We start from the raw sequence: 13,423 nt of genomic DNA, 5'->3' as shown, positions 1-13,423 counted from the left end.
GCTAGGCTTTTTCATCAACGGGATGATATCCTGACAAGAATAGTTTGTGTATTCCCGACCATACGCCTGTCCATGGCGACAATACGCAATACGGAGACAATTATGAAACTGATCGATCCCATAGTGCAATTCCATGCTGAAATTCAGCAAATCCGACGTGATATTCATGCGCATCCCGAGCTGTGCTATGAAGAACACCGGACTTCCGAAGTGGTGGCGCAAAAACTGCAAGCCTGGGGTATCCCGGTGGTGCGCGGTTTGGGCGGCACCGGCGTGCTGGGCATATTAAAGAATGGCAACAGCGAACGTGCTATAGGCTTGCGGGCCGACATGGATGCCCTGCCCATGCAGGAAATCAATACCTTTGCCCATACCTCGCAACATGCAGGAAAAATGCATGCCTGCGGGCATGATGGCCATACCGCCATGCTGCTGGGTGCAGCGCGTTATCTGTCGCAATACAAGGACTTTGACGGCACCGTCTACCTGATTTTCCAGCCTGCCGAAGAAGGCGGTGGCGGTGCCCGCCGCATGATAGAAGATGGCCTGTTCGACAAATACCCCATGGATGCCGTGTTTGGCATGCATAACTGGCCTGGCGTCGCAGTCGGCACCTTTGGTGTCACCGCTGGCCCCATGATGGCGTCATCGAATGAATTTGAAGTCGTGGTCAGGGGCAAAGGTGCCCATGCGGCCCAGCCACACAAGGGCATAGACCCGATTATCGTGGCGATACAGATCGCCCAGAGCTGGCAAACCATCGTCAGCCGCAATGCCAGCCCGCTGGAATCGGCGGTATTGTCGGTGACACAGATCCATTCGGGCAGTGCCACCAACGTCATCCCTGACGATGCCACGCTGATAGGCACGGTGCGTGCGTTCAGCACCGCCATGATCGATCTGATAGAAAAACGCATGAAGGCCATTGCCGAACACACAGCAGCGGCGTTTGATGCCCAGGTAGATTTTCAGTTCAAACGCAATTACCCGCCACTGATCAACCATGCCAAAGAAACCGCTTTCGCAGCCGAAGTCATGCGCAGCGTGGTAGGCAATGATAATGTTGACGCCCAGGTAGAACCCACCATGGGCGCTGAAGATTTTGCCTTCATGCTGCAAGCCAAACCGGGCTGCTATGCCTTTATTGGCAATGGCGATGGCGATCACCGCGACATGGGTCACGGCCTGGGACCTTGCAATCTGCACAACCCCAGCTATGACTTCAATGACGATTTGCTACCCATAGGTGCAACTTATTGGGTCAGACTGGCCGAAGCCCACTTGAAAAAAGCGACTCAGGCAGCCATTTAGTCCACCAGAATCATTATTATTAACGAATCATTCAAGCCCAACACAACTTAAGACTTCCATGGCCGACGACAAAGACAACAACGATGTGCAACGTAGCCCTTTTCTTGAAGAAAAGGCCTTTAAATCCCGTACCGTGCTGGTATTTGGCACCATCAACGACAAACTGGCTGCAGAAGTCAGCAAGCGCCTGATCGCCCTGGCAGCAGAATCAAAAGACCCGATCACCATCCTGGTCTCGTCCCCGGGCGGTCACGTTGAATCCGGTGATGTCATCCATGACATCGTCAAGTTCATCGATGCACCGGTCAACATGGTGGGTACCGGCTGGGTGGGTAGTGCTGCAGTGAATGTCTTCCTGTCCGTACCTAAAGAACGCCGCGTCTGCCTACCGAACACACGCTTTCTGATTCATCAGCCTAGTGGTGGTTGCGGTGGCCAGGCAACTGATATCGCCATCCAGGCACGTGAAATCGTCAAGGTACGCGAACGCATCGCCGCCCTGATCGCCAAAGAATCTGGCCAGACTCTGGAAAAAGTCACTGCCGATATCGACCGTGATTACTGGATGAGTGCTACCGAAGCCAGCGAATACGGTCTGGTTTCACGCATTATCGTCAAACAGACGGAATTGAGCTGAATTTAGCTGACTACTTGCTACACCAGGCAGACTGGTTCTGCCTGAACGACAAAGAACGATCCGCATGTCTGACATGCGGATCGTTTTTTTATGCCATCTAAAACTCTTCCCATTCATGTTGCTTACCGTGACCACGATCACGACCACTCTCGCGGTCACTACCACTAAGCAGCGCCTCTTTCCGTCCAACACCAGCGGTATTCGCTACAGTGGATGGGCGGGTGCGGACTGCGGGTTTCAGCGCTGACGACGCGACGCGGGCCATGGCAGCGGCTTGCCGGGGCTGATTGCCGGAATGATCCAGCTTGAAAATACTCACGACCTGGCTCAGATTGGCAGCCTGTTCCTGCAAGGCTGCAGCAGCAGCAGCGGCCTCTTCCACCAGTGCGGCATTTTGCTGGGTAACATGATCCATCTGTATGATCGCGGTGTTGATCTGGTCTATGCCAGAACTTTGTTCTGACCCCGCTGCCGTGATTTCGCTGATGATGTCACTCACACGTTTGACGCTTTCCACCACTTCTTTCATGGTGGAACCAGCCTGGTCGACCAGACGTGTACCCTGATCGACTTTTTCTACCGAGTCATTGATCAGTTCCTTGATTTCCTTGGCGGCACTGGCCGAGCGTTGCGCCAGGTTGCGCACTTCAGATGCCACGACGGCAAAACCGCGGCCCTGCTCGCCTGCCCGCGCTGCTTCCACTGCTGCATTCAATGCCAGGATATTGGTCTGGAAGGCAATGCCATCGATGACAGCGATGATATCGACGATTTTTTTCGATGAAGCATTGATAGAACCCATGGTATCCACCACCTGCGATACCACGTCACCACCCTTTTGCGCTACCGCCGAGGCTGAATGGGATAACTGATTGGCCTGACGTGCATTGTCACTGTTTTGTTTGACTGTCGATGTCAGTTCTTCCATCGACGAAGCAGTTTCTTCCAGTGAACCGGCCTGGCTTTCGGTACGGGCTGACAAGTCCATATTGCCATTGGCAATTTCTGTTGATGCCGTCGCTATCAGGTCAGTACCGGTGCGCACTTCGCTGACAACGGACAGCAAATTGCCGTTCATCTCTTTCAATGCCTGCAATAACTCACCTGTTTCATCCTTGGTTTTGACTTCGATATCACTGGTCAGGTCACCGGATGCTACTGTTTTAGCCACTCTGACTGCCTCCTGCAAGGGCAGCGCCACCACCCTGGCTATCCAGTAAGCCAGTAACAAACCCAGTGCGATGGTGACCAGGATCAAGCCCAGTATCAGGGCTCTGGAATGGGAATAAATGGCTTCCCCCAATTGATAGGCAGCGATACCACCATTTGAATTGATCTGTACCATTTTGTCTGCCAGTTTGAGTATTTCCGCATTCAGTCTGGAGGATTCGCCACGCAGGGTCTTGCGGGCTTCATCCATATTGCCTGCTCTGGCCTGCTCCGTCAGTTTTTTGGCTTCGACCGCATACAGGTTCCACAGCTTGCCGTATTCTGCAAAGTCTTTTAGCTCATCATTGGAATTGATCAGTTTGGCATAGTCACTCTCGTACTTCTTCAACTCGGCTACATAGTCTTGCCAGCGCTTTTCATATTTTTTGAGGTTCTCTGCATCACCTGCCGACAACACGATCTGCATTTCCTGGGTACGCAGGCGTGAGATCCTTTCCTTGATACCCATGGCAGCATTCACGCTGGGCATCCAGTTCGTGCCCAGTTCCAGTGCAGTCTCATTGACACGAGATAACTGGAAGATCGAAAAACTGCCGAGAAAGGCAGTCAATATCAGCAACAAAATAAAACCAACGAACAGCTTGGCTGAAATCCTCAGGTCGTAAAACAATTTCATGGCGAGTCCTCAAAAAAAGAACGACACGATGCATTAAGTGGAAAGTTGAGGCGGGACAGATGAACTGCTTACTTTGTTTTAGTTGATATTTTTACAAAAATCAAATATCTGATGCAAATTGGCGCAATTGGCACAATTGACACGTCAAGCCGGAGGAAGTCTGAAAAAAATGGGCAAGGCTGGCGACGCCACTGACATGCTGAAACTGGCACTGACGTGTCGCACAGCTGAAATAGCATCAGGCAATCCGCTGCATCAGCTGAGGATTGCCGTTGTTTGTAGTGCCAACTGACTGCGCCTGGACTGGCCGTGCCTGGAGCGGCCCTCCTGACTGGCCGTCCTAAAACTCTTCCCAGTCGTCATTGGATCCGGCTGTCACCGGCTCTTTCCTGCCAGCATTGGACTTGGGGCTGGATGGGCGACTGGCCGCGCTGGCCCTCGCCGCAGGTTTTGTTACCGGCTTGGGCAGTGCACGCACCGTGCTGCTTGCCTTTGGTGTCTTTGATGCGAGAGGCCGGCTAAGGGCTGACCGGGCGTGGTCACCAGACTGTTCGAGTTTGAACACACTGACCACACGACTGAGATTGGCTGCCTGATCCTGCAAGGCACCGGCAGCCGCCGCAGCCTGTTCTACCAGAGCAGCATTTTGCTGGGTCATCTGGTCCATCTGCGTCACCGCTTCATTGATTTGCTGTATGCCCGAGCTTTGTTCGGCACCTGCCGCTGTAATTTCGCTGATGATGTCACTCACACGTTTGACGCTTTCCACCACTTCTTTCATGGTGGAACCAGCCTGGTCGACCAGACGCGTGCCCTCACCGACTTTTTCTACCGAGTCATTAATCAGTTCCTTGATTTCCTTGGCCGCACTGGCCGAGCGTTGCGCCAGGTTACGCACTTCAGATGCCACGACGGCAAAACCACGTCCCTGCTCGCCTGCCCGCGCTGCTTCCACCGCCGCATTCAGTGCCAGGATATTGGTCTGGAAGGCAATGCCATCGATGACAGCAATGATATCGACGATTTTTTTCGATGAAGCATTGATGGAACCCATGGTATCCACCACCTGCGACACCACATCCCCACCCTTTTGCGCCACTGCCGAAGCTGAATGGGATAGCTGATTGGCCTGACGCGCATTATCACTATTGTGTTGGATGGTAGAGGTAATCTCTTCCATCGACGATGCGGTCTCTTCCAGTGAACTGGCCTGGTTTTCAGTACGGTTGGACAGGTCCATATTGCCATTGGCAATTTCGGTAGAAGCGGCGGCAATTTCATCCGTGCCCTGACGTACTTCGGTGACGACCTGCAACAGGCTTTGATTCATTTCTTTCAGGGCCTGTAGCAACAGGCCAGTTTCATCCTTCGTAGCTACCTCGATACGACTGGTCAGGTCACCGGAAGCAACGGTCTGCGCGACTTTGAGTGCATCCTGCAAGGGGCGCGACACAATGCGTGCAATCGCATAGGCCAGCACCATACCCAGCAAGATGCTGACGACCAGTACAGAAATAATCAGTATGCGCGATGTCTGATATGACTCTATGCCTGACTTGTAGGCATTCACCCCGCCATCGACATTGATTTTGACCATCCTGTCCACCAGCTCCCTTACCCTGGTATTGATTTTGGATGAATCGGTACGCATCAGTGCCAGCGCGTCCTTGCCATTGCCTTCGCGTGCAAGTGCGGCCAATTTGTCGGTGATCTGCAAATAGGCGGTCATGGATTTGCTGTATTCATCAAACTGTTTTTTTTCTTCCGGATCAGAAATCAGACGGGCATAGTCGGCTTCATTTTCCCTCAGACCTGTAATTGCTTCTTTGGTACGGGCCAGGTATTTGTCCACTTCTTCTGGATTTTCTGCCGAAACCATCTGCGCTTCCTGCGAGCGTATGCGCGATACCCTTTCCTTGATACCCATTGCTGCATTCACACTCGGCATCCAGTTAGTTCCCAGTTCATAAGCATTCTGGTTCACTCTGGCCAGCATGACGATGGAAAAGACGCCAAGAAAAACTGTCAGCAGTAAAAGGAAACCGAAGCCGACGAACAGCTTGGCTGAAATTCTCAGGTTATAGAACATGCTCATCATCATTCCTTTGAAAAATCCATCAATGCATGAAGAAACGAAAATTCAACAAAATCAACACATACAGAACCGGGAAAGAATCAGCGCCCATTTATGGTGCAGGCTGAAAAAAAAAGAGAGTGACATGATCATCGTCCATGCAAAGAACATCAGATCAGACAACAGAAAATGCGGCAGGATAGTTTGACTATATACGTAGTTGTAGTTGGAATTGTTGCAGAATGCAAATTTCTGAAAGATCAGTGCAACCTTGACGCGACGATCATTCCTGATCAGCCAGGTTTCACCCTTGATCAAGCATGAATGAGACAAGGGGCAGTGTTGTAAAAATCGACAAGGCAAAAAAAAAAGAAAGCTGACTGGCAGCTTTCTTTTTGTCAAACACCTGTTTCTACAGATCAGGGCAAAGTCGTCACAACCTTGACAGTCGCATCGACAGCTGACTTGTCGATATAACCAATACCGGTAGGATTGGCTGCCACTGCTTTTTTCACTTCTGCATTTGAATGCACTTCTTTTGGTGCGGTACCCTTGCCGGTAAACACCAGTTTTGACCAGATACTTTTTACTTCGGACAAATCCTTCTCAGCCGCCTTCTTGTAAAACTCTGCGCGGATAGGTGCATTTTCAGACTGGTCCACCGGTGTGAACATGGCTGATTTACCCAGGAAGAATTGTGAAGCCTGCGCGGCTGTCATGGCTGTTGCCGGATTTTGCGGGTTGACCACCACCACAATTTCACCTGCCATGGTGGACCCCATGCTGACCAGCATTGCCGCAGCGATCAATATTTGTTTTCCATACTTACTCATCGCGCTTCCTCCATCAAAATACGAAATCAACTGCTGCTGCAAACACGGTGACCGGTCCCTTGAAACCTGGTTTGGCGTTAACGAATACGCCTGGTCCATTGTCTGGTGACATACGGTCGAGTTGCAGTTTCAGTGCAGCCGATTTATAAAAATCCCAACGCACGCCTACGCTGTTGCTGGTCTGTATCGGTGATGCTGATGCCAGGCCATTTGCACCCAGGGTGTACGGCAGCAGGGGGCCGGAAGCAGGCAAGCCGGCGACGGTACGCGCGCTATCCTGTGTGGCCGATGCATGTACGACGTAAGGCAGGAAACTGCCCATGCGGTAACCAAACATGGTGTACCAGGATGTAGTGTTGGCTATCGACAGACTGGCAGATTTGCGTTTGCCATATTCAGCCTGAACCACAAAACTCTTCCAGTCCACACCCAGGCCCAAAGAGGTAAATGAAGCCTTGGTATCGCTGACCGCAATGGCGTCTGCCGCAGATTTGAAACCGAACTTGGTCAAACCACTCACCAGGGTATTCAGGTTGCTTGAATTGTCCACTGTGACCTTGGTATCAACGCGGCCAAAACGGAAAGTGAAAGGACCATTTTCAGCAACAATATTGATGCCTGATACGTTCTTGAACTTGGCAGTAAAGTTGCCACGCTGTTCTGCATCAGTCACGCCATAGGCCAGTTGTGCGGTGATCGCAGTTTCACCCAGATTGGTCTGGTAGACGGCATCCACACCGTCCACGCTTTCCAGCGTAACTTGCGAATACATTTCTATCGGTGGGCGCAACATGGTGTTGGCATAGCCAACATTGCGATAATCCGAAATCATGTAGACCGGCAAACCGATACGACCGACACGCAGATTCAGATTGTCATTGACCTTGGCTTTGGCAAATGCCCAGGTCAGTTCTGCACCAAAATTGTCCGTGACATTTTTACGCACCAGACCCTGGCCAGTGAAGGACAGCCAGTCATTCATTTTTGCCGTGGCCTGTATGCCGAAGTTGGAATCAACACCTGTCTTGGCGCTGCTGGTGACACCAGCGAGTTGATTAGGGCGGGCAAATTCTGCGTCGGATGTATTGCTACGTGTCAGTGCCGCAGTACCGAATCCGCTGATGGTGATCGGGGAAGTATCGTCTGCCCAGGCGGCGGACACTGCTGATGTCATCGCCAATAAAGTGATAAAAGGTTTCAATTTCATGCTATCTCCTTGAAAGTTTCCGCATTGTAACTTTTTATTTGGGAGGCAAATTTAGACTACTTCCTCGCTAAAATGCCAAAATATCTTTACTGAAAAATATGGAACCGCATCTGTTGCGTGCGAGATTTTTGCGCGCTTGCTAGGAGATTCCTGCTGGAAATAGAAATTTTGATCAGCCATTTCAAATTAGGTGATCAGGTAACTTGCGATGCAGGATTTGACCATTTCTTGCAAATATCGTGGCGAAATGCCGACATTTATCATGGCAAAAAATAAAAAACGGCACGCTTTTGAGGCGTGCCGTTGTCAATTTGGTGCGTTTTTTTTGCGTCTTTAGTTGCGTCTTTATGTGCACTCTTTAGAAGTCTGCACTCAAAGAAAAATTCCAGCTGCGCGCCGGTTGGAAGGTGTACTGATCGAAGGCTACACCCTTGCTATTGGCAGATACCGAAGTCACATCCTGCTTGTCGAAAAGATTGTTGATGCCCATCTGCAGCTTGATATTTTTAACCATCGCAGCCGGTGTCTTCCAGCGATAACCCAGGGTCAGATCTGCCGTTGTATAAGAAGGAATTTTATACGCGGCTGGTTCACCATCTTTCGCATACTGGGTGCCGGTAGTCTTGGCAATCAGCGAACCATACAGACCGTTGGCTTTATACAGCACGCCGAAAGCAGAAGTGCTGTCTGGTGCCTTGGCCACCTGCAAGCCGGTGTCCTTGGCTTTGGCGCTATTCAGTGATGCATTTGCATGCACAGAGAAACCACTGCCAACGTAATACGTCACTGCCGCTTCCACGCCCTTGTAGACCACGCCGCCCTGGTTGTAATACACCAGGTCATTGCCGGTGCCGGTAGAAGCAATCTTGTTGTCGAAGTCGATGTAGTAGACATCGGCATCCAGTGTCAGGTTGCGTGACTGATGGACGGTGCCCAACTGGTAATTGGTGGAAGTCTGTGGCTTGGGTGTGCTCAGGCCAGGGTTATTCACATAAAACATGGACAGATCCGGTACCAGGAAACCCCTGGCAACCTGGGCATAGGTAGACCATTCCTTGTTGATGCTGTAATTCGCCGTCAGAAAAGGCAGGGTTGAGGTATAGGTCTGTTCTGCCGTCGTCGGAATGCGGGTGGTCTGATTCACAGTCGCATCCAGCGCACGCTTGAAGTGCATGTATTTCAGGCCAGGTGTGATGGTCCAGTCAGCCATGGGTGCCCATTCAAATTCAACGAAAGGCTGGTACTGCTTCCAGGATGAACGCTGGTCATACGATACATTCTTTGGTGCGGTGGATTCTTTGGGATTGGGCACGCCCAGTGTCCAGTCCAGGTCATAGGTATGGCGATTGGTGTTCGCGCTTTCCAGCCAGACGCCGGCACGCAGCAGCCCAGCGTCAAACTGATTGGTCACCTTGAAGATATCGCCATTGACACGATAGGCATTCAACTTGTTATAACCAGGTACATTCTTGTTGCCGGTGATGCCGGACTTGGTGCCGTTTGCCGTTGCGCCACTGGCATCCTGGCCAGAGTAAGTGTCATTGGTATAGGAATAGGTGTAGACCGTATTGTCGATGTTCCAGCCAGCCAGTCTGGATTGCAGGCGTATATAGTCGAAATCGGTGCTCTTGTTATTGAAGTTGTAGCCGAAATAATTCTGGCTGGTCGGGTCATTGTTCAGCGCATAGTTTTTTCCGAACTGGGCAACCTGGCTCAAGGTTACACCGCCTTTGTCCGGTGTATAACTGGTGATTTTGTTATAGGTGGAAAACACGGTAATCACCGTGTCCTTGCCCAGACTGCGCTGCAGCTTGAACTGGTAATTATCTTCTGTAACACCGCTATACGTCAGGTAGCCATCGGTCGTCAGACGCGAGCCATTGAACATGAAACGGGTATCACCAAAATGGGAAGAGATGCCGCTATCCAGTTGTACGCCCAGCATCTTGGTATTCCACGAACCAAAAGTTGCATACGGTGTGAAATTGAAATCATGCGACAACTCTTTGGAAAACAGATTGATGGAGCCGCCAAATGTTGCCTGTCCCAGATTGCTGGCATTGCCCGGGCCGCGTTCTATCACCATGCCGCCGATAATGCGTGCCGGGAAATAGGAAGTCGAATGATGGGTGGGATTATTGGTATCGCCAAACGGAATACCGTCATACGTCATATTGTATTCACCATCCTGAAAACCGCGCAGCGTGACCTTGCTTTCTGCCAGGCCAGGACCATTCGCAGAAACGCCGGAACCTATGCTGGGTGCAATCCGCGCCACGGCATTGAAGTCAGCCAGTGGCGTCACGGATTGTTCTATGAAGGTGGCGGTAATGACAGACTGAGGCTGGGTGGCTTTCAGTGAGGTCTGCACCGGAGCGCGGTTACCAACGGCATTACCAGTAATCACCACTCTGGATTTGATCGCATCTGCATCCAGTGCAGAAGAAGATTCCGACGCAGTTTCCGGCGTTGCATTGGTGGTCTGTGCCTGTGCGCTGTGTTGCGCCATGCAACTGAGTGCCAGTAAAACCTGGGCTGTCATGACCTGCATGGAGAACTGTTGTTGCTTGCGATTCATCATTTGCCTTCCAGTGAACTTGGTGGGTAGAAAGCCCGCAAGTGTAGAAAGACCGTGTGACAGGAGCGTGTAATGCAGATGACGGTTTTGTGACACTACAACAAAAAAACGGAGCATCTCGCTCCGTTTTTTCTCTATGGAAATAATTAATCCGGCAATTATCCCAAATCATGCATATGATTTATTTCGGCATGGCCTTGCATTCGGTTTTCTTGCCCTGCATGCGGCATTCAGTGATCAGCTTGCCCTGCTTGTTCCAGGCCTGGACTTTCCAGCTTTGCTGTTCACGCTCCATGGTCATGAAACCAACGTCATTGGAATTGCTGAAATGATCAAGCCTGGCTTCGGTATACGGTGTGGCATTGGCTTCCAGCGGAGTTGACAAGGCTGTATCAAGCGACGAACCACCATTACCTGATACAAACTGCACCGGATGATCGCTGCTGAAGGTCAGTGCTTCAAACAAATGCACGTGGCCAGCCAGTGTAGCCTGCACCCTGGATGGAAACAGGCGGGTACTGTTCAGTGTTTGCATGATGTCTTGCATGGCAAGATTGCCTGGATAAATTTTCATTTCACCTCCTTTTTTCGATTCGGCAGCAAAACCCAGTACTGGATGATGATCGATAAAGAGATTGAAGTCGGCGCTGTCTGCCAGCTTGTTGACTGCCTTGAATTGTTCCATATACAACTGATAAGCGGCATCGGTTTTTGCCAGCGGCTTATTGGGTACTTTGGCAGAATCAAAGACGATGAATTGTGCCTGCTCGCTACCGACACGTCCCAAAGGTACGGCATAGGGGGCACTGTAATCGCCACCCAGGTCATTCTGTTCGGCGATGCAGTCACGGCCTGCCTGTAAAGGGCGCGGATCCATCAGACGCCACCAGCCCTGCCCGGCACGTGCACAGGATTCATGATTGCCACGCACGACTATCCAGGGTGCGGTTTTCAGCAATGCCGTTGCAGGGGAAAAGAAATCCGCCTGCCAGGCATCCCAACCGTAACCCCAGGGGCTGCCGGCACATTCCTTATTACCTTCCGGGCAGGGATTTTCGCGATAATGGTAGTCACCGACATGCACCACCAGGTCAGGCTTGAAGCGTGCAGCGGTTTCCACCATCTGGCGGAAAGCCCATTTTTCACTGTCATTGCAGGACTGGAAGTAATTGTCATTCGATTTCAAACGACAACCCGTATCACCGATCACCACAATTTTTTGTGTCACCTGTTTCGGCAAAGGCAAATCACGACCAGCGATACTGGCGGTTTTGGTGTTTGCTGGCAAAGCCGCATCACAGGTCAACACGGGGAAAGCAGATGCCTTGCTCTCTTCCGGCTTACTGGCAGTCTTGCGCACTGGCAGGGTCGCAGCAGCGGCACGTATCTGCATGGGCTGTGCCATGCCATCCTGTATCAGGGCCGGGCAAGTAGTATCGGTCGTGACGGCACGGGCAATCGCCTGACCATTTTCACCCAGTACCACCCATGCAGCCTGCAATTTGCCAGCCTGTTCGTTTTGCGTGGGCACGGTGCTACACGCAGCCAGCAGGCTGGCCGCTGCCAGACTGGCAATCATGTGCAGTCTTTGCGTCATATTGAAGTTCATTATTTTCTCTCCCATGATTCATATCGTTCTTGCCGTCCAGCTTAGCGCAACATCATGTCGGCATGATGAATGCCCGCCCTGCGTTTTTTAGCCGTGTTTTACACCTTGCCCAGCGCCTCATACGTCAGGCGTTTGAAATCAAATGAAAATGGGTGCCAGAAACTCATCAGCCTTTGCGTCATGAGCACACCGGCAATATTGTGGCGTGGCGATATCCACCAGTGTGTACCGGCAATGCCGCCCCATTCAAACTCACCAGTTGCGGCTGGCGAGTCGATTGAAGAAGGCTGTAGCGTCACTGCGCCTCCCAGACCAAATCCCTTGCCCGGCACGGCACCGACACCGGGAAAAGCAATCCCTGTCCCTGCTGGCAACTGATTCTGCATCATCAGCCTGATGGTCGAGGCTTGCAGCAAAGTATCGCCATCCGGCATGAAACTGCGCATCAGGGCCAGCATGTCCTGGATGCTGGATACCAGTCCCCCACCGCCAGACAGGCGCGCCACAGGCGTGACAAAGGCACCCGGATAAGGTGACTTGTCGAGCTTGCGCAAACCACGTTGCAGGATATTTTGCGGGTCAGTACCGGCATAGTAAGACGCCAGCCGATCGTGTTTGTGTTCGGGCACGACAAAACTGGTGTCATGCATGGCCAGGGGATTGAGTATGCGCAATTGCAGGAAGCGGTCAAAACTCATGCCACTGACCACTTCCACCAGCCGTGCCAGCACATCGGTGGCGATGGAATATTCCCAGGCGGTACCTGGATGAAAGCTCAACGGCAGCCCGGCCAGCACATCCATCATGTCTGCCAGGCTGGTGAAGGCATTCAGTACCCGTTTTTCATTGTAGGTCTTGTACATCAGCGTGCCGTGATCCAGCAGGCCATAACTGAGTCCGGAGGTATGGTTCAGCAATTGCCTGACGGTGATCTTGCTGTGGGCCGGTTCGGTGTCATCCAGACTGGTGGCACCGGGTTTCAATACCTGGCGCTGTGCCAGTTGCGGCAAAAACTCTTCGGCGGGCTGATCCAGCTCCAGTTTGCCCTCTTCCATCAAGAGCAATACTGCCATCGAAGTAATCAGCTTGGTATTGGAAAACACGCGAAACAAATGGTCATCGCGCATGGCCGTCTGGCTTTCGCGGTCTGCCCAGCCAGTGCAATGCTGGTGCACCAGTTCACGCCCGACCAGAACGGCAGTCGACACACCGGCCAGGATTTCCCTGTCCACATACTTTTGCATTGCTGCATTTACCTTGCTGAAATCGTAAGTCATAGCCTGAACTGTGCGGACATCAAAAAACAGCTATCTTACTACGCAGCACGT

The 13,423-nt window shown here is 51.8% G+C and carries 9 protein-coding genes; 2 read left to right on the top strand and 7 right to left on the bottom strand.

Going from position 1 to position 13,423, the window contains the following annotated elements; all coding sequences use genetic code 11:
* Positions 1-102 precede the first annotated feature (102 nt).
* Positions 103-1,311: a M20 aminoacylase family protein gene (locus H8L32_RS04870; protein ID WP_186946033.1), complete on the top strand. Its 1,209-nt coding sequence runs from the start codon at positions 103-105 to the stop codon at positions 1,309-1,311.
* A gap of 58 nt (positions 1,312-1,369) precedes the next feature.
* Positions 1,370-1,948, top strand: coding sequence for an ATP-dependent Clp protease proteolytic subunit (locus tag H8L32_RS04865; protein ID WP_186946032.1), 579 nt, complete (start codon positions 1,370-1,372; stop codon positions 1,946-1,948).
* Positions 1,949-2,045: 97 nt separating this feature from the next.
* Here the strand turns inward: H8L32_RS04865 and H8L32_RS04860 are convergent, their stop codons facing one another.
* From H8L32_RS04860 to H8L32_RS04830, 7 genes are all read right to left on the bottom strand, one after another.
* Positions 2,046-3,794 (bottom strand): methyl-accepting chemotaxis protein, encoded by a 1,749-nt coding sequence (locus tag H8L32_RS04860; protein ID WP_186946031.1) that lies wholly within the window; start codon positions 3,792-3,794, stop codon positions 2,046-2,048.
* A gap of 340 nt (positions 3,795-4,134) precedes the next feature.
* The gene (locus H8L32_RS04855) at positions 4,135-5,889 is read right to left on the bottom strand and encodes a methyl-accepting chemotaxis protein (protein WP_186946030.1); all 1,755 of its coding nucleotides are present in this window, start codon (positions 5,887-5,889) and stop codon (positions 4,135-4,137) included.
* A 398-nt stretch (positions 5,890-6,287) separates the two neighbouring features.
* Positions 6,288-6,701 carry a type 2 periplasmic-binding domain-containing protein gene (locus tag H8L32_RS04850; protein ID WP_230412059.1) on the bottom strand — a complete coding sequence of 138 codons (414 nt, stop codon included), beginning with the start codon at positions 6,699-6,701 and terminating at the stop codon, positions 6,288-6,290.
* 13 nt (positions 6,702-6,714) lie between these two features.
* Entirely contained in the window at positions 6,715-7,908 is a 1,194-nt protein-coding gene (locus H8L32_RS04845) for a hypothetical protein (protein WP_186946029.1), read from the bottom strand.
* A 358-nt stretch (positions 7,909-8,266) separates the two neighbouring features.
* Entirely contained in the window at positions 8,267-10,486 is a 2,220-nt protein-coding gene (locus H8L32_RS04840) for a TonB-dependent receptor (RefSeq protein WP_186946028.1), read from the bottom strand.
* A 181-nt stretch (positions 10,487-10,667) separates the two neighbouring features.
* A complete protein-coding gene (locus H8L32_RS04835) occupies positions 10,668-12,095 on the bottom strand; it encodes a metallophosphoesterase family protein (RefSeq protein WP_186946027.1) in 1,428 nt (475 codons plus the stop codon).
* Between the two features lie 98 nt (positions 12,096-12,193).
* Positions 12,194-13,339, bottom strand: a complete 1,146-nt coding sequence (locus tag H8L32_RS04830) for a serine hydrolase domain-containing protein (RefSeq protein WP_186946026.1) — start codon at positions 13,337-13,339, stop codon at positions 12,194-12,196.
* Between the last annotated feature and the right edge of the window lie 84 nt (positions 13,340-13,423).

Source organism: Undibacterium hunanense (genome assembly GCF_014284335.1).
GTDB classification, from domain to species: domain Bacteria; phylum Pseudomonadota; class Gammaproteobacteria; order Burkholderiales; family Burkholderiaceae_D; genus Undibacterium; species Undibacterium hunanense.
The sequence above is the reverse complement of the archived record's forward strand: the minus strand, read 5'-3'. Positions and strand labels throughout refer to the sequence as shown.

What these genes read in the sequence shown, in the direction of transcription:
- H8L32_RS04870 (WP_186946033.1), top strand. Translation starts at nt 103, where the DNA reads ATGAAACTGATCGATCCCATAGTGCAATTCCATGCTGAAATTCAGCAA.
- H8L32_RS04865 (WP_186946032.1), top strand. Translation starts at nt 1,370, where the DNA reads ATGGCCGACGACAAAGACAACAACGATGTGCAACGTAGCCCTTTTCTT.
- H8L32_RS04860 (WP_186946031.1), bottom strand. Translation starts at nt 3,794, where the DNA reads ATGAAATTGTTTTACGACCTGAGGATTTCAGCCAAGCTGTTCGTTGGT.
- H8L32_RS04855 (WP_186946030.1), bottom strand. Translation starts at nt 5,889, where the DNA reads ATGAGCATGTTCTATAACCTGAGAATTTCAGCCAAGCTGTTCGTCGGC.
- H8L32_RS04850 (WP_230412059.1), bottom strand. Translation starts at nt 6,701, where the DNA reads ATGAGTAAGTATGGAAAACAAATATTGATCGCTGCGGCAATGCTGGTC.
- H8L32_RS04845 (WP_186946029.1), bottom strand. Translation starts at nt 7,908, where the DNA reads ATGAAATTGAAACCTTTTATCACTTTATTGGCGATGACATCAGCAGTG.
- H8L32_RS04840 (WP_186946028.1), bottom strand. Translation starts at nt 10,486, where the DNA reads ATGAATCGCAAGCAACAACAGTTCTCCATGCAGGTCATGACAGCCCAG.
- H8L32_RS04835 (WP_186946027.1), bottom strand. Translation starts at nt 12,095, where the DNA reads ATGAACTTCAATATGACGCAAAGACTGCACATGATTGCCAGTCTGGCA.
- H8L32_RS04830 (WP_186946026.1), bottom strand. Translation starts at nt 13,339, where the DNA reads ATGCAAAAGTATGTGGACAGGGAAATCCTGGCCGGTGTGTCGACTGCC.